At 41.5% G+C, this 20,414-nt stretch carries 18 protein-coding genes, 1 tRNA gene and 1 pseudogene; 11 read left to right on the top strand and 9 right to left on the bottom strand.

Annotated elements, in window-relative coordinates:
• Positions 1–70 precede the first annotated feature (70 nt).
• Positions 71–1,363, top strand: coding sequence for a DUF5623 domain-containing protein (locus KFE96_RS07930; RefSeq protein WP_255835447.1), 1,293 nt, complete (start codon positions 71–73; stop codon positions 1,361–1,363).
• A 60-nt stretch (positions 1,364–1,423) separates the two neighbouring features.
• Here the strand turns inward: KFE96_RS07930 and KFE96_RS07925 are convergent.
• The 4 genes and pseudogenes from KFE96_RS07925 to KFE96_RS07910 all read right to left on the bottom strand — a co-directional run.
• Positions 1,424–1,558: pseudogene (locus KFE96_RS07925) on the bottom strand (IS481 family transposase); the annotation flags it as partial.
• A 63-nt stretch (positions 1,559–1,621) separates the two neighbouring features.
• Positions 1,622–2,101, bottom strand: a complete 480-nt coding sequence (locus KFE96_RS07920) for a hypothetical protein (RefSeq protein ID WP_255835446.1) — start codon at positions 2,099–2,101, stop codon at positions 1,622–1,624.
• Positions 2,088–3,035 (bottom strand): hypothetical protein, encoded by a 948-nt coding sequence (locus KFE96_RS07915; protein WP_255835445.1) that lies wholly within the window; start codon positions 3,033–3,035, stop codon positions 2,088–2,090. Before KFE96_RS07915 ends, KFE96_RS07920 begins: the two co-directional genes overlap by 14 nt.
• 234 nt (positions 3,036–3,269) lie before the next feature.
• Positions 3,270–3,755 (bottom strand): J domain-containing protein, encoded by a 486-nt coding sequence (locus KFE96_RS07910; protein WP_255835444.1) that lies wholly within the window; start codon positions 3,753–3,755, stop codon positions 3,270–3,272.
• 324 nt (positions 3,756–4,079) lie between these two features.
• Between KFE96_RS07910 and KFE96_RS07905 the strand changes: the two genes are divergently transcribed.
• From KFE96_RS07905 to KFE96_RS07880, 6 genes are all read left to right on the top strand, one after another.
• The gene (locus tag KFE96_RS07905) at positions 4,080–4,442 is read left to right on the top strand and encodes a hypothetical protein (RefSeq protein ID WP_255835443.1); all 363 of its coding nucleotides are present in this window, start codon (positions 4,080–4,082) and stop codon (positions 4,440–4,442) included.
• A gap of 107 nt (positions 4,443–4,549) precedes the next feature.
• A complete protein-coding gene (locus KFE96_RS07900; protein WP_255835442.1) occupies positions 4,550–4,978 on the top strand; it encodes a hypothetical protein in 429 nt (142 codons plus the stop codon).
• Positions 4,979–5,112: 134 nt separating this feature from the next.
• Positions 5,113–6,966: a type IV secretory system conjugative DNA transfer family protein gene (locus KFE96_RS07895; RefSeq protein WP_255835441.1), complete on the top strand. Its 1,854-nt coding sequence runs from the start codon at positions 5,113–5,115 to the stop codon at positions 6,964–6,966.
• A gap of 85 nt (positions 6,967–7,051) precedes the next feature.
• On the top strand, positions 7,052–7,834 hold the full coding sequence (locus KFE96_RS07890; protein ID WP_255835440.1) for a hypothetical protein: 783 nt from the start codon (positions 7,052–7,054) through the stop codon (positions 7,832–7,834).
• Complete coding sequence (locus KFE96_RS07885; RefSeq protein ID WP_255835439.1) at positions 7,831–9,681, top strand: hypothetical protein; 1,851 nt, start codon at positions 7,831–7,833, stop codon at positions 9,679–9,681. The genes KFE96_RS07890 and KFE96_RS07885 overlap by 4 nt, the downstream gene beginning before the upstream one ends.
• A 34-nt stretch (positions 9,682–9,715) precedes the next feature.
• Positions 9,716–10,231, top strand: coding sequence for a hypothetical protein (locus KFE96_RS07880; RefSeq protein WP_255835438.1), 516 nt, complete (start codon positions 9,716–9,718; stop codon positions 10,229–10,231).
• A 247-nt stretch (positions 10,232–10,478) separates the two neighbouring features.
• On the opposite strand, the gene KFE96_RS07875 is transcribed toward KFE96_RS07880, so the two are convergent.
• Together KFE96_RS07875 and KFE96_RS07870 are read right to left on the bottom strand one after the other, a co-directional pair.
• A complete protein-coding gene (locus KFE96_RS07875) occupies positions 10,479–11,993 on the bottom strand; it encodes a hypothetical protein (RefSeq protein WP_255835437.1) in 1,515 nt (504 codons plus the stop codon).
• 300 nt (positions 11,994–12,293) lie between these two features.
• Positions 12,294–12,851, bottom strand: a complete 558-nt coding sequence (locus KFE96_RS07870; RefSeq protein ID WP_255835436.1) for a recombinase family protein — start codon at positions 12,849–12,851, stop codon at positions 12,294–12,296.
• A 247-nt stretch (positions 12,852–13,098) separates the two neighbouring features.
• Between KFE96_RS07870 and KFE96_RS07865 the strand changes: the two genes are divergently transcribed.
• Positions 13,099–14,619 carry a hypothetical protein gene (locus tag KFE96_RS07865; RefSeq protein ID WP_255835435.1) on the top strand — a complete coding sequence of 507 codons (1,521 nt, stop codon included), beginning with the start codon at positions 13,099–13,101 and terminating at the stop codon, positions 14,617–14,619.
• 8 nt (positions 14,620–14,627) lie between these two features.
• On the opposite strand, the gene KFE96_RS07860 is transcribed toward KFE96_RS07865, so the two are convergent.
• Together KFE96_RS07860 and KFE96_RS07855 are read right to left on the bottom strand one after the other, a co-directional pair.
• Positions 14,628–15,191 carry a hypothetical protein gene (locus KFE96_RS07860; RefSeq protein WP_255835434.1) on the bottom strand — a complete coding sequence of 188 codons (564 nt, stop codon included), beginning with the start codon at positions 15,189–15,191 and terminating at the stop codon, positions 14,628–14,630.
• Positions 15,188–15,778, bottom strand: coding sequence for a hypothetical protein (locus KFE96_RS07855; RefSeq protein WP_255835433.1), 591 nt, complete (start codon positions 15,776–15,778; stop codon positions 15,188–15,190). The genes KFE96_RS07860 and KFE96_RS07855 overlap by 4 nt, the downstream gene beginning before the upstream one ends.
• 28 nt (positions 15,779–15,806) lie before the next feature.
• Here KFE96_RS07855 and KFE96_RS07850 point away from each other — a divergent pair, with 28 nt between their 5' ends.
• Both KFE96_RS07850 and KFE96_RS18250 read left to right on the top strand, forming a co-directional pair.
• Positions 15,807–16,265 (top strand): hypothetical protein, encoded by a 459-nt coding sequence (locus KFE96_RS07850; RefSeq protein WP_255835432.1) that lies wholly within the window; start codon positions 15,807–15,809, stop codon positions 16,263–16,265.
• Positions 16,266–16,267: 2 nt separating this feature from the next.
• Entirely contained in the window at positions 16,268–17,818 is a 1,551-nt protein-coding gene (locus tag KFE96_RS18250) for a recombinase family protein (protein ID WP_370650571.1), read from the top strand.
• Here the strand turns inward: KFE96_RS18250 and KFE96_RS07845 are convergent.
• Positions 17,775–17,851 (bottom strand) — tRNA-Ile (locus KFE96_RS07845). The genes KFE96_RS18250 and KFE96_RS07845 overlap by 44 nt on opposite strands.
• Before the next feature lie 185 nt (positions 17,852–18,036).
• Between KFE96_RS07845 and KFE96_RS07840 the strand changes: the two genes are divergently transcribed.
• Positions 18,037–20,403, top strand: coding sequence for a TonB-dependent receptor (locus KFE96_RS07840; RefSeq protein WP_255835431.1), 2,367 nt, complete (start codon positions 18,037–18,039; stop codon positions 20,401–20,403).
• Positions 20,404–20,414 lie beyond the last annotated feature (11 nt).

Genomic DNA, 20,414 nt, shown 5'->3' with positions numbered 1-20,414 from the left:
AATATATTTATTCTGGGCTTGTGAGCAGTGGTTGACGGACGACACTTTCTGACAGGCCAGGAGAATAGATATGTTGAAAGACAACATTCAGCCATCTTCTCTTGATGGCATCAAGCGTTACGCCAAACAGCTTAAAAAAGCTAATGGCATCCCCCATAACAAAGCTTTGGACATAGCGGCGAAAGCAGGGTCTTTTGCGAATTATACCCATGCACGTAAACAATTTCAAAATGTTACCTCCAATGACGCTCAGGGCGAGGAGCTTTTTCTGACGGCATATTGGTATGATAACAAAGTGCGTAAAATTGGCAGAGAAACTCTCAAAGTTACACTGGCAAGTCCAGTACTTGAAATAGCAAGTAAATCTGAATTACGGAAAGCGCGCGGGCTAGATTGGTTTAGAGTGGTAGCGCCCGACCATCTAGTGAAAGATGAGCAAAGTCATTCGCAGAGCGAGGCACGAAGAATGATTTGTTCAGCAGTCAGAACTTTGCGCTTTATGGAAGCCACAGGTCTAAAGCCATCAAAAGATTTTGAAGCAGCTTACCCAAACCGGGATAGAAATAACAGGTTGCCAAAAACAGATCATTCCACGGACTGGTTCGATCCCTCAACCGGACAGTTTATTCTGATTGATGAACCTTATGCGCCAGCGGTTATCGATGCGGGACGTGAAGATTGGGCAAAGAAACATAATTGGCATATTCTGAAATCAAAGTGGGCGGGTATGTATTATCCTCATGAATGCGAGCTATTCGTCGTTGCAGACGCTTCTAGCGATTATGACTTCCAAGGTCTGATGTCAAAGATAGACGCAATAGATGAACCCATCACAGAAGAAACATGGAATGGTACCTCGGCAGATGACCACGAAGTCTTCCTAAGCCCACTAGCGAAATCTCCTCAAGACAAACGACGCGCCCAAGCAAAAGGCACTATTTACCGCGTCTCTACTAAGAAGACGATTCCTATGAGATTGCAGTCTTCCTACAATGATCGACGCCCAAATGCAGCAATGCCAATTCCAAAACACTTAGAAGCTGCCCGCATCATTAAAGCAATTCAACAGGCACCAGAAAGACCTTGGTCAGTGTATGGTCGAATGAACAAGCTTAAGAGCATTCTGGAAGATTGGTTTTTCGCGGAACATAGTCGTGAAGAAACCGATAAATATGACCTATTTTACTACGGGGATGTAGATGCTGATGACCCGTTTGTGATAGAGGCACGCACTTCAGAAGGGGTGATAGAGCTATTGCATAAGCTCAAAAGCATATTGTTGAAATACTATGTCGATTGTGAACCTAGAAATAGCTTGATCAAGAAAATTGACTTTTCTATTAAGGCCACCCGCAAGGCATAGTAAATAGGGACTTCAGACTTAATCTGACAGTTACCGACTATGTGTTGGTTATTTGTCAGGTTAAGTTTGGCTCAATGCCTTTTCCAACCATTTCTGTTTTCCATCGATTAGGGTCTGCATTGGTGTTCTGCCATTGCACATTTTACCCTGATGGGTTCGTTCAGTGTTATAGTATTTTATCCAATCATCCAACTCTCATCTTTGCAACTGCATTCAACTGCTAGGACTGTACGATCTCACCTGAACTTATTTAGATAATTACATGGTTTCAATGAACCAATTTGATTCACGTTCACCCCAAAACAGACGTTGGCTTACTGTAGCGCCCACTTTTAACTTCAAAAATATTGAATATTCGTACCCTAATTGCTCCTTAAAAGCCTTTAATTTATGTAAGTCATATATGTCGTCTTCTTGATTAGATGTTTTCTTCATCTCGATAACCAACAAGTTTTTGTCAGTGTTTCGCTTATGGACAATTATATCGGGATATACTGTAGTAGCTTGAGTATCAGCAGATACAATCTTCCGCCTCGGAATACGTAATCTTTTAGGGTCGTCATGGTTCTTATTGTATTCACAATCGACATGCCATTCGGGGAATAAGGGCTCAAGATAGATTGCAAGACGATGAGAAATTGAGCGTTCATTTACATCATTGGATAAAAGGTATTGATCTGAATCTAATAATTGTTCCAATGCTTTATTGACTGCACCCTTTATCTTATTTTCGTCCATCATCCCCTCTTACTTGTTGTTTACTTGGCGGTGTTAATGTTGCTGTACCATCGCCATTAAACTTCAAAAACCTCTCAGTATTAAAAACAAAAGAGGGTCTTCGATTACTTATAGATATATTTTCTGCCGGAACGTTTAAATCGTTTAATTTGACCGAAAAGACTAACTCAACATGTTGCGGTTTTTGAGTGTTTTTTCCTACATCTAATTCGTGGTTATCAATTGCAAAGTCTAATTTTACGATAATTTCAGCGGCAGTATTTTCTCCATGGGATTTAAGTAATACAGCCACATGATCTTCGCGGAATATACTAAATTGAAAATTTCTCTTTTGCCCAGATCGTATGGATTTCGTTAGCCGTTTTTCAAAGTCTTCCGCCTCAGGGTGTTTTACAAAAAAATCATCTGCAGCTATTGTTAAGTCCAAGTCAGAACCTTGATGGAAAGATGACTTTTCACCATCGATATTCAAAGTAGAGTAACAATAGGCTCCTACCTCTATGTGATTAATTGGATTCGCGCCGATATTCTCGATATCAAACTTCAATATTCCATCTGAAACCGAAATATTGTCTATCTCAATATATGGCGTGGTTACTCGCTCTAAAACTTTCTGCTGAAATTCAATACCTGCCATAGCAGCTTCTTTAGTTTGTTGACTTAATTGATACGTCCTCAAGATAGTTTGAGCTTGGGCTTTTCTTATCTCTACATTTAATTGCTTGTTTTCAGCCAGTAGTTCAGACCGTTTTAGCTTTGCTTCATCAATATACAGCCCATTCTCATACCTTTCTAAATGTGCTTTTTTCCAAGTAGTATATCCATTTAAAATGGCTATACCTACAGGCACCAAGACGGCCAAGAATGATAGGACCACATACCATTTATTTTCTGAAATATAGTCCCACAAAGACGGCTCAATATATTCATTCATCAAAATCACCTAATCTAAAAACACCCCCCTAAACAGGCTATGAACAAAAAAAGTCGTAAATTAAATACGCTTACGGTTTTCTCAATGTTCGTTTTGAACTGAGGTTAATCGATAGTGTTTTTAAAACAATCTATTGTAAAAAATACAAGAAAACAAAGCATTTATAATTGTATCAACATGTAAGTTCTTACTATCAAAATTCGTATAAGTAGAAAAAGAGAGGGAAATTCCCTCTCAAGATGCTTGCAATCTGTCATGGCCTTTGCCTTGTGGTTTGCTTGAGCCGTATTTGGCTCTGATCTCTTCGAGTGATGACTGACCACGCCCACGACTGCGATATTCCTCTGGCCTGAAATACCATGCTTTCTTTTTATTCGCCCATTTGTAACCAGCGGCTTTAAGTGTTGCTTTGTGCTGGATGGTGTTACCTGTCACCCATACCCAAGCCCCACATACTTCTATGAACAAACCTGATAAATTCAGGATGGCGTTTAAAGCTGCATTTAGCTGTTCGCCATATTCGGTTTGCTGCTCCTTCACGTCACCAGTGAAATCTTGCAGGACGCTATAAGCCTCGTTCACCAGTTTCATCATTTCTTCCCCTGCGGGGTTGATGTCTGGATGATATTTCTTACAAGCTTCTCTATGAGCTTTCTTTGCCTGTTCGGGTGTGATGTTACCGCTTAGACCAAGGATTTTTGCTGCGTCATAAGGTGTCATTCTCTTTTCCTTCCTTAAATTGAAAATTGGGTTCGCATGAACCCTTGGCCTTCGCCGAGAATGGGGGTGCAAGGGGCAAGGAAAAGCTGCGCAAGATCATCTTCGTAATGGGAGGATGGCCTTTAGGAGGAACCGATTACGAAATGATCTGTGATGCATGGTTTTGCTTGTTGCGCGCCGGGGGTGAAACCCCAAGTCATAAAAAAGGGCAAAGCCCCAAGTAGTCATAGATAAATGACCATCCAACGCAGTTGTGATTAGTCTTATATAAGTTGATTGGCTTAGCCTGTTCTTCATCAACAAAGTTGATAAGGGAGAGGATTGTTGTCTGGTTATGATGAGTGGCACGGCAAGAACAAAGGCGCTGCCAAGGATGAATTTAACCTTCAATCTGAAAGGACACAGGATAAGCTTTTAAAGCGCATGAGACAGCGTGCTAAAGAAGCAGAACAAAAGACAGCTTCTAAACAAAAACCGTCAACGCCGCTCCAGCCAACCTATACCCCTAAAAATGCAGGGCTAAAACGAAGCGCAGAAGCACAAGCAAAGGCAGATATTAAAGCCGCTAAAGCCCGCAATAAAAGCGTATCTAAATCAAACGCGAACAAGCCACTGACCAAAGATCAACAGCGCATGAAAAAACTGCTCTCTAAGTCCAATGATAAATCTCCAGATCGGGAACGATAACAGAGTATAGATTGGGTATTTTATACGCAGAATTTTAAGCTGCTTAATATGGGATTTCTTCCTGATTATTATCTATATCTGATATACTTATAGGGATGAATAATCCCATGAATGTCTTTGCACTGCGTCACTGTCACCTTCTGACACAAGATTTAGAAGGGGAATATATCCGTAAAGTACGTCTCTATAGAGATTACTATGAAGCTTTGGGGCGTTTCATTATTCTCAATGATGCAGAATTTGAAATCCAACTCTATCTACATGCCTTTTATGACCACTTGCGCGAAGATGGTAGAAAGGTTGACTGGATGATGCATGACCTGATTGTTGATCTTATCTATGATACAGATGGTGATGTGCTGTGGGATACACCGTATAATAAACCTGCTAATCTGATGACGACAGAAAAACGCCAGAATATTCATCAGCTTTTTGAGAAACACCAAATCATGCGCAAAGCGCAATATGAAAGACAAATGGCCGGAGTTTCTCAAGAACGCCCCTATGTGCATATCAATTCATCTGCTGCGGAATAATCAACCAAGTTTTACCCATATCCAAAGTTACTAATAACAATCATGTGATGCGTTTTGCAATCAATTGACTCTCTTTATAAGGGCAATACTCTCAATCTCCAGATGTTCAATGTGTTGATGGGGAGCAAGCACGTATGTCAGATTCTGGCTCGCGTAAAATCAGTGGTGGTGCTGGTTTTGTTATTATTCTTTTACTCGCTATTACTTTGATCGGGTTATGGTCACATAAAGATGATTGGGGAAGACCTTCATTAGTATTTGAGTTTCCTACCGTCATGGGCTTTCTAAGCGGTATGGCCGTTGGTGTGATTGCTGGGCTTATTATCATTACATTGCGCTACCTGTTTAGCCGTCATGCCTTATGGACATTATTCGGGCTTGGAGTGCTGCTTGTCTTTATTGGTGACATTATCCCTGAAACACGCGCCTATCAGGGATTAACAATTCCTGGGGGCTGGCTTGTCGGTGGTCTAACAGGGTTAAGCTTAATTGCGCTTATGATGATCTATATAGAACCGGCAACAAAGCTACCTAACGTGTTTGGGTCATCACGGTGGGCGAACCTTGTAGATTTGAGGGAGTGGAAGCTTCTTGGCAAACAAGAAGAAACAAATGGCTTATTCTTGGGGCATACCATCAGAAATAGAGGAGCGAGAGAAGAAGCGATTATCTATGAAGGAGATATGCACGCTCTCACTATTGCCCCAACCAGAACAGGGAAAGGTGCAACCGCTATTATCCCTAACTTGTTACGCTCTTCATCCTCTATCCTGATTATTGACCCCAAGGGAGAAAATGCTCGGCGCAGTGTCGCTAAACGTAAGGAAATGGGGCAAAAGGTTTATGTTGTAGACCCTTGGGCAATTTCATTGGAAGAAGATACTTACGGCGAAGGCATAGACCCTGATTACATCGCTCATTTTAATCCATTAGATATGCTTGACCCACTTGATCCTGATTTATCCAGTGACGCGATGTTGCTTGCGGATGCGCTTGTGATCTCAAGCGATAAAGACCCATTTTGGTCGGAAGAAGCAAAGGCATTGATACAAGGCTTTATTCTCTATGTCGTCACAGAAGAACAAGAAGCACATAATAAACATTTAGGACGTGTACGGGATATTCTTTCTCTGCCTGCGGCAGAGCCTGATGCTGATGATTTGAGCAACACCTTGGATGAAATCCTACTCAATATGGCAGGAAGCGTATATCCTATCGTGAGACAAGCGGCATTCAGGTTTAGGCAAAAGGCCGAAAAAGAACGTTCTGGTGTTCTGTCAACAGCACAATCGAATACGCATTTTCTGGATAGCCCAAAGATCAGGGAAAGCTTGAGCAAGTCTGATTTCAGGTTTAAGGATTTAAAAACGGATGAGAACGGGATAAGCGTATATCTCACGCTGCCCCTTGATCGTTTGCCAACATTTAATCGTTGGCTACGCTTGTTAATATCCTCTGCAATGATTGATCTTACCAGAGAAAAGGCAGACCCAAATAAACAGCCTGTGCGCGTGATCTTGGATGAATTCCCAGCACTGCAAAAGCTCAATATCATCGAAACAGCTTACGGCACGATGGCGGGGCTTGGCGTTCAACTATGGGTGTTCACCCAAGACTTAGGACAATTGAAGAAACTATATGGCAGAGATTCATGGAGTACGTTTGCGGCGAATTCAGGGGTTATTCAGTATTTTGGTTCGAGGGATTATGAAACGGCTAAATATGCCGAGCATTTATGCGGCATGACGACTATGAAAAAGCGTTCTTTCAGCTTTGGCAGTAGCTCATCCAGTACATCAGGGCCACAAGGTGGTTCTTCCACTTCTGGCACATCTGAAACCACGAGCTATGACGATGTATCTCGCCCACTTGCCTATGCAGATGAAATGATGACTTTACACAGAGACAAGCAGGTATTGTTCATTGAAAACAAGTACCCAGTTATCGCTAAAAAGTGGTGGTGGTTTAAAAAACACAAAAATAAATAATGTCGCTCTAATGGCCAAAATAAATAATTTTATTGGAATTCTGAATTAAGAGTGCAATTTTCGCCATTGGGAGGAGTAAAAACTAATGACAATAAGAAGTTTTAGAGATACTGCATTTGGTATAGAGGCCTCGACACGCGACCCTAAACATGTGGTTTTTTTAGTTCATGGTTTTAATTTCAGCGGTAATATTTCTATTGATCACCCAAAAACTTATTGGGGGAGAGTTGGCGGTCTTTTTTTAGATGAGCCAGTTCTGGAGAATACTGATATAGTTTTTTTTAGCTATCCTTCCAATCCCTCATTAATACCTAAAAAAACTAGCCTGCTTGGGGGGAAAGTCGGGTGTGCTTATTTAGATGAAATTATTTCTTTATTGCAGTCTGCTATTTATAGTTATTTAAGCTCTAGCAAAATGGAGTCATATTCTATTATTGGTCATAGCTTGGGGACACATATCGCCTTAAGGGCAGCAGCAGAAACCCTGAGAAATAAAAAATGTATGCAATTAAGTAGCCTTAACTTAATTGCAGCGCCGAATAAACCACATTGGATTGCTCGAACACACAAATTTATCTCGAGAGGTAAAAACCCTCATACAGCATTTTTGGGCGATGAGCTTGAATTGTACAGAAACCTAAATAATGGTGTTGCAGAAATTCGGAAGTCCGCAAAGAATATGCAAAAAGACATTCCCATAAGACATATCCATTCTGTGGGAGACCCTTTTGTAAAATATAAACCAGAACAAGTTTATGATGATACAATTACGATTAAACGGAGTCATACATGGTTTGATGAAGTAATATCACCTCTTGATTATGAATATAAAACTCTGATTAGTTGGATAACTGGAGCAAATCAGTGAATGAGATAGACCTTCAAAAAATTGAATTTGCCGTAAGATCAAACCAAAGCATTGATGCTTTTGAAATGCTATTTCAGACTGAAATAGACAGGCCAGAGACAGTTACATACGATGAAGTAAAAGCATTATATCATCAAACGATTAATTTAATTGCTGAGATAGAAGAAATCGGCAACCACATCCATAACGTACATTATACGAAAAAAGGCGAAGTATACACTTTTGATTTCGATGTTTTATATTCAACTGTAAATTGGCTATCCCCTAATTTTAAATCGAATGTAGTTAAAAGCCGTGACACGTTTTGGACGTCACTAGCATTCGAATTGTTCTATGAGAGTTCTTTTTTACTACCAGGTACAGCAGTTGAATTGATCAATTTTCTAAAATTTAATTCTGGCAAAACACATAGAATTCTTGAAACAAGCATAGGGAACTCGTTTGTAGATGACTTTTTAATGAATCTATCTCCAAGTGGTGTAAGTGGAACCGATTTTTACAGCGCCGTAGAGTCATTACGCACTATCGACCTTACTCTAAACACATTGTTTATAATTGAAAATGTCTTAAAAAGCCATACTGCACATAGCTATGTAAAGAAAAGATATAATCTCGATTATGAAATAGACGTATATCAAGATACATTCGATTTTTTATCTCGCCGGAGAAATAAAACTAAACAAGTCAATACTACAATTGATGCAACAAATTATGCAATTCTTACTCAACTAAACAAAGATCATGGTAAGACAGGTGATAATTTTCATACAATTATCTCTAATACGAAAGCGATGCAAAAAATCCCCGCACATCTAAGTACATTAGAAAACCAAACAATTATGATGAGGGAAGACGAAAATGGTGTTGCAAGTCCGCGTCAAGCATCAATTTATAAGTTGTTGATTGATGTTTTTCCTAATAAATCCGAAGCTGAAACGATTACTCGAGAATGGGTCCATCAAATTCGTAAGTTTAGAGATAAGCTAGTTTATACCCTTGAGCATACCAACCAAGGCGAACATATAAAGACTGACCAGCTTGTAAACATTGATGGAATTACGTCATTAATATGGAGTTTCGAGGGTATTCAGCAGAAAATAAATGAATCTAGAAAATCTAGCAATAAAAGAATAATGCTTTTTAAAAGAGAATTTAATTCACAACAAATAAGTGAATTTACTCAGCAAATACTTGATTATTTTGATCGTAACATACGAAATACTGAAATATTCAAAAGAGTATTCAAAAATGTAGAAAGTATTAAAGAATTGGACAGCAACCAGCCTGAAATAAAAACATACACAGATGATGTTCTAGAAGAATTTGGCCTGAAATCAGGATTTTATACAAAAGTAGATGATGTAAATTTTAACTTTTGTTACGACCATAAACATCTGCGTTTTTGGAGCACATTAAATAGCGTAAATAAAACAATTTTTATAGAACGGGTATGTGAGTTAACAAAGAATTTAGCACAGATATTATTACGTGAAAAAGATTTAATCGCGAATGACTATGGCGTTGAGATGATATCTCATTTTACAAAAGGACAATGGGTAGTATTGCATCAAAATGAAATTCATGAATTACAGTCTTCTGCAATTGAACCGATATCGTTGAAGCAACTACCTAAAAGGTTCTCATTTCAATTAAACAATGCACAAATCATCAGGTATGAATGTCCTTTGTATGCAATTGCAACTGATGGTACTAAATTAACTTTTCGTTGCCTCCCCAAATTCAGTGAAATAATATTAACAGCAGCAAATTCGATTATTTCAGATCAAACGCCTATTTTATCTTCGACATTGATCAAATTTAAGTTTGACGAATTAGCTTTATCTTGATTTAGATAGCATATTCATTTTTCGGGCATAGTTTATGAATTCATTACTGTCTTTTATCTGGGATGAAACTGGAAAACATATTGGTTCGTACACTTGGAAAAAGAACTCCGATGTAGATTTGCATTTTAGCTATTCTGCTAGTATAGCCAACATGGTTTCTGGATCACAAAACTCCCCCATTATTCAATCTTTGCCTCCGGCCTTGGGACAGCAACCTGCAGATCGCGAAGATTATTGTCATGTTTTTATCGTCCGTTCATTAACAGATGAACCTGCTTTGTTACTTTTGTCAGGTGAGGACACATTGAAGAATTTGGAATTTTCATCAAATGCCCCTGAAAATTATCAGTTTATTACGAAAATAGAGTCTGGAAAATTATCAGCTGAAGAGCCTAATTTATATAGTTGCCTAGTCAAGATTGACAGAAACTCTTTGTATGATTCAACTTCAACGGTCATTCAAGCAAACTTCCGATTGAGATTACTAGAGCCAGATTCACGTACGCCATATAAAACTTTAGAAGAAGGAAATTATACAATTTCCATATAGACACTTATAATAAAGCGCGGGGGATGCAACGGGGGTGCGCTAGCGACCCCCTTGCCAAGATCGTAAATGTCATACATTTACACATCTTGCGCTTACCTTAAACGACAGGATTTATCCGCTTGCTCAACCTATCCAATTAGAGCTCATTATCCTCAACACAAACAAACGTATCAATGATTCTCGTTCATAATATCTAATGTCGAAACGAATGAGCTAATTTATCAAGAGTTCTGATAATATCTTACTTTTAAGTTTCTTCCGATGGTAAGATGCATAGGCAAGTGTTAGAGATAACAGTAACATTTTCAATTACCTCATCTTCACTAACATAGACAACTTCTTTGGTTTCTATTGGGTTAGCTCCCGTTGACGGTGACCAATACCCTCCATAAATTTCGGTTACAATTGTACCATCTAAATTGTTTTTCTTAACGACTTCGAAATCAAACTGCCCCGAATGAAAATCACTTACATTTGATGAGACTTCAAATGTAATTATTCCGTCGTCAGTAAAGGAACCTACCGCAATTTCCGCTACACATTGAGTTGTCTCATCTAGCCTCTCCTCAACCCGCGCAAAGTTAATTGTTTCATTTTTTGGATATGAATCTTCATGCAGAGTGTTAGAAGCATCCTCTACTTCCCAGCTAATAACAGGATCGCCATCAGCCCGTTCTAAAACAAATTTTGAAGCTAAACACCAGAAAGCTACTCTGATTGGAGATCTATATGTGCGGACACTTGTATAGGTGGACTCCTCTTCAAGAGTTTCCGTAAGGGCTTCTTTGATTTTTAACTCGCGACTTAAGGAATGGGAGGTTTTTTGACGAAAAAAATCCAAAGTATTTGGAAGTAATGGTATCAGAGGAATTCTGATATTTGATAACTTAAATTCATTTTCTATAGACATCTTTATAGAAGTTCTTTGCTCAATCTCTCTCTGTGAAGTAGATGTTATCTTTCGTCGTACACGGATATTTTCCGTACGTTCACCACCAGCATGAGTTAATACTTTAAGTCGCCTCCAAAATTGCAAGTGCCTTACTCTATAGTACAAACTATTTTGAAGCTGCCAATTACGAGTTTCGTCTTGGACAATGAAGTAAGGTAAAAAAGCCTCACCAATCAGTTTTTCTTTTGACTCGGCTGCTGTTAAGTGCCGCCATGAGTTCATTTCAAGCGTTGAAGGAAAATCGAAACCTCCAAATTCGCCTTCGCTCTGAGAAGCTGGAATCTCTATTTCACGAACGTTGACAAATCGAAAGTGAGCCGGGATTCTACCATAAGATAACTGGCCACCTACAGACTTAATATCTAATAAACCTATAACTCCAATGCCGTCCGCCGGTCTTTGCCAAGTTATATCTTCCCTTAGCCTTAATCCTAGCGGCATGTGACTATTCGAACTGATTAGTAAAAAGCTATTATCGGAATTTAATTTCATTTCCCACCCAGAAGTAAGAGCAATCCCAGATTTAGGGATGTGTTGAAGGTGATCGGGATTGTAGTCACATTCATAAAAATATGGATGCTCATCAAATATGTCGTATTGTGAGTTATAACGACAATAGCTCATTAGTAACTTACTGGTTCCTGCTTGAGTTATAATAATTGAGCCATCAAACTCATATACTAGGAGGTCAATGGGGTCTGTATTTCTTAATGGATAATTATGAGCTGCTTTAGTAGATGATAAATATACTGATTGCCCAGTTTTTTCGGTTAAAGAAGTCTCAATTAGATTCGCAGTATATATTCGCATGACTACCTCTCCTTAAGTATATCCTCCATAATATATCGCCAATTAGTAGCATACTTTCTATCTGTATAATATTTATAACGCAGATGGTGAACACAGGTGGTTGTTTGATTTATTCCTGATTGCACCTAACGATAAAAAGAAAGGACAGCGAAATGACAACTGACAATTTCAATGAACTACTAAAGAAGATCAGCAAGGTGGAGGCCGATGATTGTGGGCAATTACTGTCTAACTATCTGAACTTATCTTCATCAGCGGACAGGAAGCTGGTTATTTGGTTTGCAGAAACATTAGTCAAACCTAGTGATAAGTATCACTAATCGCTCTTGAAAGCGTTGACCTGTCAACGCCGTAACGCGAGGCAAGAGCGGTCAACGTTTGACCGCTTTGATGAAGTTCATACGCTTGTGCGACCTGATAAGGAGACAATTTTCTTGGTCTTCCTATTATGATTCCGCGTTCCTTGGCGGCAAGCATACCCGCTTTAGTCCGTTCTCTGATTAGCTCACGCTCAAACTGAGCCAAAGCCCCCATAATATGGAAGACAAGTGTTCCCGATGGCGTTGTGGTGTCAATCCCGTCCGTCAAGGAACAAAAGCCTGCGCCGCGTTTATGCAGCGTTTCCACAAGCTGTATCAGAAAGCTTAATGACCGACCCAAGCGATCAAGTTTCCAGACAACAAGGCTGTCATCGTGGCCTGTAGCCTTAATAGCTGCATCAAGACCACCTCGCTTTGTATTAATGCCACTGATACCTTGGTCTTTATATATAGCGTCACAGCCAACAGCTTTGAGCGCATTGATCTGTAGATCAAGGTTCTGATCATCCGTAGAAACGCGGGCATATCCTATCTTCATATATAAAGGATACGGCTTTATCGGGTTGATTTAAAAGGGAAAAGAGACTCTCGATACGTGTAAGTCGTGCAAAAAGGCTCCATTACGCACGAGGGCTGGATTTGCAGATATCGACTCGACACATACGACCGTATGTTTGTTAAGTCATTGGCTTTCCTAGCTATGGTTAACGGGTGAATCTGTCAACTCACAATTATGAAAAACGGGAGAAAAGGAGGGTTTTTGAACGGAAACTTTGAGGTGCATCATGATCAAATACGTAAGTGCATTTATGTTGGTTTTGTGTGTCGTTGCATGTTCTGAATCGCAAGACCGCCCACCAACAGATTATATTGAAAAACTGTTAGAAACTCTGGTCATAGATAAACTACCCGAAGGCTCTGTTGTACTAACAGATGTTAATCATGTGATTTCTGAGCAAAGGGGCGATGAGAAGAAATCAGTTGTCAAAAGCCGCTTTGAATTCACTGTAGAGATTAATGGAGACCAAGTGATTGAAGTGGATAGTATCAATGGCATTGATGATACGCACCCGCAAATTCTCATTATCAAAAAGCTGTTTAATGACGGCGATGAAGTAACAGGCGAAATTGTTACATCCAGTACACTTGACCTTGGTCGTTGGAAAGTTGATCTGGACGAAATCTCTGGAGACATCCGCAATGCGCGTGATCGGATGGTAGAGCTTTCTGAGTTTATGAAGGAAGGTAGGGAGTATTTATTGCAAGATGACGTGGAAGTTGAGAAAACAAAAAGGCGGTATGAGGAGCGCCGAAAAGAGCTAAGGCGCTTGGAAGAAGAAAAGCGCGCGCAAGAAAGGGCAGAAAAGGAACGTCAACGCCAGCTTGCAATTCAACGAGAAAAGGAGCGTATACAAAAGATACGCACTGACATTAGTGGAGACTGGGTCTCTGTTCCTTGGCATCAATTTTATAAAGGTAGTTCTTATGAAGGTGGGGCTGTAAGGCCAACAACCGCACCGCTTGTTCGTTTCCGCATTCCCAAGGGAACATCAATGAATGATAAGATTGAATTTCAGCTTATTGACTCATTGAGACCTTGGGTGAGCTCTCCATGGCTACAATCAAGGTTTGAGTTTGATAAGCGGCGTGAGAATTTTAAGTTCAACACTATAAATCTCAATACTGCTGGCAGGCGACAGTTTGGGATTGAGCGAATTCAAGGCCGCGTGTTCTCAAAAGAGAAGTTAATTGGTCTTGAAAGACGAGCAAAAAATAGCTCCCAATATATGGCCTTCTCTAAGCTGTCTAAGAAGATCGAGGCTCTGAAACAAAAGAAAAAGCGTTATGATAATCTTGTTGATGCGTTTTTAACGAAACATAACGCCATAAAGTTTCACTCAAGCATAAAAACCAACACTTTCAGAGACAATACATACGCACTGGTCTATGTGGAAAATCACTTTGACAGTGAATGGGTGCGTGAAGATACATCTGTAGAACCATATTGGGGACGTAAGAATGATCAGAAAAGACGCTCTCGTTGGCAAAGACTTTTAAAAGATAGCATAACCTTTACCAATAGAAAGGCTAAGGGCTTGCCGTGTGGTGGCAATTTTGATTTTGGCGCGCTTATTCTTCATTCTGGTATTCTAGGTTTTGGCGAAGCGGGTGCCGTAAAGATTGCTGTATATAGCGTCAAAGAGCAACACCGCAATGCTCGGTACTGTACTGTGGAATTAGTCGAGAAGTTTCCTTCAAAAGATATTTGGTGGCATGAAGCGTACTTACTTTTTAAACCAGAGTAACGGATAACCTATCTTTCTAAATCCCCTCTATCCTTAGCCTGAGATTTCAGGCGCGGAATGGAGGATTTAAAGTCTATATTGTTTGCAAAGGGCGGTCTGGTATCAGGTCGCCCGAGTGCTTTTGATTTGTCATCAAACGCTTTGATCTTCTCTGGAGACACTGGCCCATCCTTTTCGTCCCTGAATAATCGCGGATATGTCAAGCGCTCCATCTTATCAGCGTGTGTGTGATGACCACCATCCCGCAACACATCAAGAGGTAAGCGCCCAAACCGATCACATACCCAAGGAGAGTTACTAACTTCGCTTGTGAGTATCTCCTGCATCACACCTGGCTTGTCTGAGCCGCTCCAATGAAGCGGAGTCATGCCGTCATCATCTCGCTTTTCAAGAAGTGACGGTTTTTGCTTAACAGAACAATAAACGCCAAGTGCGTCACCTTTCCTGATCATATCAAAGATGGCTTTATTATGCACCTGACCTTTGGCTGCTTGTTTATCAAATTCAGCTTTGGGTAAATTATCTACATAAGCTTTAAGCTCTTCAAAACGCTCTCGTGCATAATCGGTCATACATCAACCTCTAGCATGGAAATTTGACGGGTCATTTCATCGCGTAAGATGGCTTTAATCTGATTGTTTTGAATAACAGCAGCACCCTCAGCTTTATATGTCACCTCAACAGCAAAAGCCTCATTGCTTTTATATGTCTCAGTCATGCTTGCTAGAGCATATGGCTTGCCGCCCTGTGCATTGATAATAAGCTCTTTGCCGTTAATGCTTCTTTCTAATGATGAAGGTACCTCTTTAATATCACCAAAGCGTACAAGTGATTGCCCTAAAATATCAATGTCACTTAATTCCGGTGCAATATCCTGTGGCCCATACTTCTTGATAATATAGAGATGTAAACACGCCCAGAATTCATGTCTAGGTGTGGAGATAGATTTAAGCATCTTATTCATCGTCTGGTGCGAAAGCTTGGCAAGCCAATCTTCTGAAACACCCGTGGCGGCAATATGCCGTGCAAGCAGTTTCATATAGGTAGGTAACTTAACACCAGAAGCGTTCCAATCTTCCAGAATAAGCCTACGCAAGCGTTGCTGCACGTCTGGCGGATAATGGCTTAACAAGCCCTGTTGTATCGGGTCAAAACTCATATGGCCTCACGTTAGGAGATTCTGGCATTTGGAATATTCTGGAATGTTCCGGCTGCTTGGTAGTCACATCAACCCCAAGCATGGCAAGTTTTCAATCAGCGAAAATACAATCGCAAGCAAAAAAAATATCAACCTTGATGTAATTTTTTCCAAGCGTTGGCGAATACATGCCCTCGCAAACACAAAGAAGAAAGTAGAAGACATGAATGAACATGCCCCAATCCCAGACCCACTACCCGCTGACTCTCCTGAACTCGAAAAGTATCGCCATCATTTAGACGAGTTTGATCTGACAGAAGAGCAAAAACAGGAACTGCTCATCACCCTCTGGCAGATCATGACCCAATTTGTTGATCTGGGTTTTGGCAGAGATGCCACCACTCTCGCTCTTAAAGCAATCTGTGGAGAAGACTTTGAAGCTGCCCCACTTGATGACGAGTATGAATTATACTTGAAGGACAAACTATCAATGGAAAGCGAGAACTAATAATGCTTCAACAACAAGCCGTTATATATTGCCGTGTATCAAGCCCTGCACAGGTTAGACGTGGGCATGGTCTTGAGTCTCAAGAAATCCGTTGCCGCGACTACGCTAAACGGCAAGGTTATGACGTTGTGAACGTATTCCATGATGAAGGTATTTCTGGCGGCTTGATTGAACGCCAAGGCATGCAAGCTATGCTCGCTTTTCTGGAAGATAATCGGGCTGATAAATGTGTTGTAATTATTGATGATATCTCGCGCTTGGCGCGGGATATTAAAGCTCATCTTGATTTACGCGCAGCTATCAATGATGCAGGCGGCAAACTTGAAAGTCCTTCTATTGAGTTCGGTGAGGATTCAGATTCCATTCTAATTGAAAACTTGCTCGCTTCCGTGTCTCAGCATCAGCGGCAAAAGAATGCCGAGCAAGTGAAGAACCGGATGAAAGCGCGTGTGCATAATGGCTATTGGCTCTTCTCCCCTGTCATGGGTTACAAATATGAGAATGTTCAAGGTCACGGTAAAATGCTTGTTAAAGATGAGCCTAATGCTTCCATCATCAAGGAAGCATTAGAAGGTTTTGCATCAGGTCGTTTTGAAAGCTGCGCTGAAATCCAGCGCTTCTTAAACAAGCATCCATCTATCCCGCGCTTGAAGACAGGAGAAGTTGACCTCAACGCAGCAATCGCTTTAACTGAGCGCCCTATCTATGCTGGCTATATCACCGTGAAGAAATGGAAGTTGTTCATGCACCCAGCCAAGCATGAACCAATCATTGATCTTGCTACATGGCAGAAGATACAGGAGCGCAAAAACAACAAAGGGAAAATTCCTGCGCGCACTGATCTAAATGAAGATTTCCCACTACGCGGATTTATCAACTGCGGGACTTGTGAGCATCCAATGACGGCTGCGTGGTCTAAGGGGCGTAATACATATTACCCATATTATTTTTGTCAGTTGAAAACATGTTCTGAATATAAGAAATCAATCAGACGTGATGACATTGAACTCGGCTTTGAAGATATACTCAAAGAGCTACAACCAAGCCCAAAACTCTTCCACTTAGTGTATGAAATGTTCTCTGACCTATGGAAAGAACAAAAGTCTAATCTATCTGGTCATGTTGCTAATGCGAAAACAGAAGCAAAGAAGATTGAAGCCAAGATCGGTCAATTAATGGATAGAATCATCGGCACGGACAATGACACCCTCATCACGGCCTATGAAGAGCAGATTAAAAAACTGTCTGAGAAGAAGCTTTATTTACAAGAAAACAGCTATAAGAGCACTAAAACGCCTATGAGCTTTGAGCAGAGCTTTCGAACAGCTTTTAGCTTCCTCTCAAACCCTTGGAGGCTTTGGGATTCCGACCTTTTGAAACACAAGAGAATGGTTGCAAAACTGGCGTTTCCTGACGGATTATTCTACTCGCGACAGACAGGTTATCGAACCGCCGCAATCGCGCTTCCATTCAGGGCTTTCGGGGTGTTTAGTACTGGTAGGTTTAAAGTGGTGGGCCCGGAGGGACTCGAACCCCCGACCAGACCGTTATGAGCGGTCGGCTCTAACCAACTGAGCTACAGGCCCTTACCACGGCGTGTTACCTAGCAGAGCTTTTTTCCCTTGAACAGAGGAAATTTTACTTTTTTGTCAAACCACTAGATTAGAGTTATTGAACATCTGTTTCAGGTTGTCCGTTTTTAACAAGCGGCCTTCTTCTACTTCCTTCAAACAAGTACGTGGAGGTTTCATTAAGGGAAGAGGAAATGCTCATGAACACGAAGCATCTATTGCTTTCGTCGATAGCTATACCAGCTGCGTTCAGCCAAGCTGTCGCCGCACAAAATGCTCCACAAGAAAGTATAGTAATTGAAGAAGTAACCGTAACAGCGCAAAAACGCGCCCAGTCCACACAAGAGATTGGCGTATCTGTAACAGCGTTCAGCGGTGACAAACTACAGAAATTTGGTTTTACAGACAGCCCGGACATTGTAGCCCAAGTACCAGGCCTTAATGTAGGCACACCTGTGGGTGAAGGAAACAACCCTTCCTTCACACTGCGCGGTGTTGGATTGAATGATTTCAATGATAACAACGAAGGCCCCATTGCCATTTATTTGGATGAAGCCTATCAGGCAGCCCTACCCGGCCTAACCTTCCAGTTATTTGATGTGGAACGTGTTGAAGTGCTCCGCGGTCCGCAGGGTACAATTTATGGACGTAACGCAACCGGCGGCCTTATTAAATTTGTATCGCGCAAGCCAACGGATGAAACAGAAGGTTATCTGCGCGCTGAAGCTGGTTCTTATACATCCTTCCTTGTGGAAGGTGCTATCAGCGGACCATTGTCTGATACGGTAAGAGCAAGGCTCGCGGCATCATACAAAACCAACAATGGTTACGTAGAAAACCGTATTGGTGAAAATGCCAACCAGGCCAACAGTTTCTCCATCCGCGGTAGCGCAGAAATTGATGTGGCTGAGAATGGCCTGTTAAGCGTCTCTGCCTTCTATAGTTCATCGGATACCGTAGCACCGCAATATCAGCATCAGGCAACATTAGGTGCGACAGGCGCAGATAATCTGCCCTTCTGTCCAACTGATGTACCGCGCGATATCTGGTGTTATGCAGATACAGACGATGATAACTTCGCTGGCGAATACGACAGAGAAGGTCGCCTTGATATCGAAGTAAAAGGTGTTCACGCCACCTATGTTCATGATTTCGGTGGTATTGAGCTGACAAACACCTTCTCTTATCAGGCGACTGACAAGTTGCACGAAGAAGATACAGATGTTGGCCCCCAAGCCGGTATCGAACCAACGTTCCGATCAGAGATCGATGCGCTGACAAACGAATTTCGCCTATCAGGTGATTTTGATGGTGGCGTTTGGCAGTTTGGCGTGTTCTATCTGGATACCAAAGTGGAAAGCGCCAATGACCTGCAGGTGAACTGGCGTGGCGATTTTGCAGCCCTTCTGGATAGTGACCCTGCAGCCTTTGATGGCGGTCTCGCTGCCTTCACACCGGGCTTCCCAACAGATGGTACATTGGTTCCTGCTATCTTCTTTGATGTGGATTATACGCAGGATACACAGTCATATGCAGGCTTTGGCCAGGTAGAATACCGCCTGTCTGACCGCCTGAACCTTACTGTGGGTGCACGTTACACCAAAGAAAACCGTGATTTTGACTATATCAACCAGGCACCAGCTGGTTTCTTGCTGAATAACCTTTTGAACGGTGTTGGCGAAGCAAATTACCTTAGTCTTCGTGCGGGTGATACAAACGGTTTTGCTGCAGCTGTTGGTGCTGGCCCGGCTGATGTGGTATCCGCTGATGCATCTCGCATTCGCGATGATAATTTCCTCGGCAAAGTAACGCTTGATTACGATATCAGCGATGATGCGCTTATCTATGCATCATGGAGCCGCGGCTTTAAATCAGGTGGTTTTAACGCCGGTTTCCTTGACCAGACAGATTTCGTAACCTCTGATCAGGTAGCATTTGATGCTGAGACACTGGATAGCTATGAAATCGGCTTTAAGTGGACATCATCTGACCGCACAATCAGATTAAATGGTGCTGGTTTCTACTATGATTATAGTGATTTCCAAGCGCTTACGTTCCAGGGCCTGTCACAGTTCATCACTAATGGTGAAGCAACTTTCTACGGCGCTGAAGCGGAATTAACTATTCTTCCAGCGGCGGGTTGGGATATCCAGTTAGGTGCAAGCTTGCTAAACACTGATGTTGACGGTGTGAACGTGCAGGGAACAGAACTGAATGACCGTGAAGCAGTGCTTGCACCAAACTTCACAGCCAATGGTTCCGTATCTTATACAGCTGGCGTTCCGGGCGGTGAGCTCACATCAATTGTTAGCTTTAACCATCAGGGCTCGCATTTCTTCGATATCACCAACAGCGAAAATTCTCGCCAAGGTGCTTACACCCTGTTTGATCTTCGTTTTGTTTATACCCATGAAGATACAGGGCTGGAAATCAGCGCCTTTGCAAAGAACCTGTTCGATAAAGAATATCTGGTTTACACCTTCGATTTCACTGGCCCAGGCGGTTATAACCAGCGCTTCTTTGGCAAACCACGTTGGCTTGGTATTGGCTTGAATTATAACTTCTAAGCCCATCTAAC

Origin of the sequence: Kordiimonas sp. SCSIO 12603 (assembly GCF_024398035.1) — a bacterium.
In the GTDB taxonomy this organism is placed as follows: Bacteria; Pseudomonadota; Alphaproteobacteria; order Sphingomonadales; family Kordiimonadaceae; genus Kordiimonas.
Note: the sequence above shows the minus strand (reverse complement) of the source record. Positions and strands in the feature narration are given on the sequence as shown.

What these genes read in the sequence shown, in the direction of transcription:
- KFE96_RS07930 (WP_255835447.1), top strand. Translation starts at nt 71, where the DNA reads ATGTTGAAAGACAACATTCAGCCATCTTCTCTTGATGGCATCAAGCGT.
- KFE96_RS07920 (WP_255835446.1), bottom strand. Translation starts at nt 2,101, where the DNA reads ATGGACGAAAATAAGATAAAGGGTGCAGTCAATAAAGCATTGGAACAA.
- KFE96_RS07915 (WP_255835445.1), bottom strand. Translation starts at nt 3,035, where the DNA reads ATGAATGAATATATTGAGCCGTCTTTGTGGGACTATATTTCAGAAAAT.
- KFE96_RS07910 (WP_255835444.1), bottom strand. Translation starts at nt 3,755, where the DNA reads ATGACACCTTATGACGCAGCAAAAATCCTTGGTCTAAGCGGTAACATC.
- KFE96_RS07900 (WP_255835442.1), top strand. Translation starts at nt 4,550, where the DNA reads ATGAATGTCTTTGCACTGCGTCACTGTCACCTTCTGACACAAGATTTA.
- KFE96_RS07895 (WP_255835441.1), top strand. Translation starts at nt 5,113, where the DNA reads ATGTCAGATTCTGGCTCGCGTAAAATCAGTGGTGGTGCTGGTTTTGTT.
- KFE96_RS07890 (WP_255835440.1), top strand. Translation starts at nt 7,052, where the DNA reads ATGACAATAAGAAGTTTTAGAGATACTGCATTTGGTATAGAGGCCTCG.
- KFE96_RS07880 (WP_255835438.1), top strand. Translation starts at nt 9,716, where the DNA reads ATGAATTCATTACTGTCTTTTATCTGGGATGAAACTGGAAAACATATT.
- KFE96_RS07875 (WP_255835437.1), bottom strand. Translation starts at nt 11,993, where the DNA reads ATGCGAATATATACTGCGAATCTAATTGAGACTTCTTTAACCGAAAAA.
- KFE96_RS07870 (WP_255835436.1), bottom strand. Translation starts at nt 12,851, where the DNA reads ATGAAGATAGGATATGCCCGCGTTTCTACGGATGATCAGAACCTTGAT.
- KFE96_RS07865 (WP_255835435.1), top strand. Translation starts at nt 13,099, where the DNA reads ATGATCAAATACGTAAGTGCATTTATGTTGGTTTTGTGTGTCGTTGCA.
- KFE96_RS07860 (WP_255835434.1), bottom strand. Translation starts at nt 15,191, where the DNA reads ATGACCGATTATGCACGAGAGCGTTTTGAAGAGCTTAAAGCTTATGTA.
- KFE96_RS07855 (WP_255835433.1), bottom strand. Translation starts at nt 15,778, where the DNA reads ATGAGTTTTGACCCGATACAACAGGGCTTGTTAAGCCATTATCCGCCA.
- KFE96_RS18250 (WP_370650571.1), top strand. Translation starts at nt 16,268, where the DNA reads ATGCTTCAACAACAAGCCGTTATATATTGCCGTGTATCAAGCCCTGCA.
- KFE96_RS07840 (WP_255835431.1), top strand. Translation starts at nt 18,037, where the DNA reads ATGAACACGAAGCATCTATTGCTTTCGTCGATAGCTATACCAGCTGCG.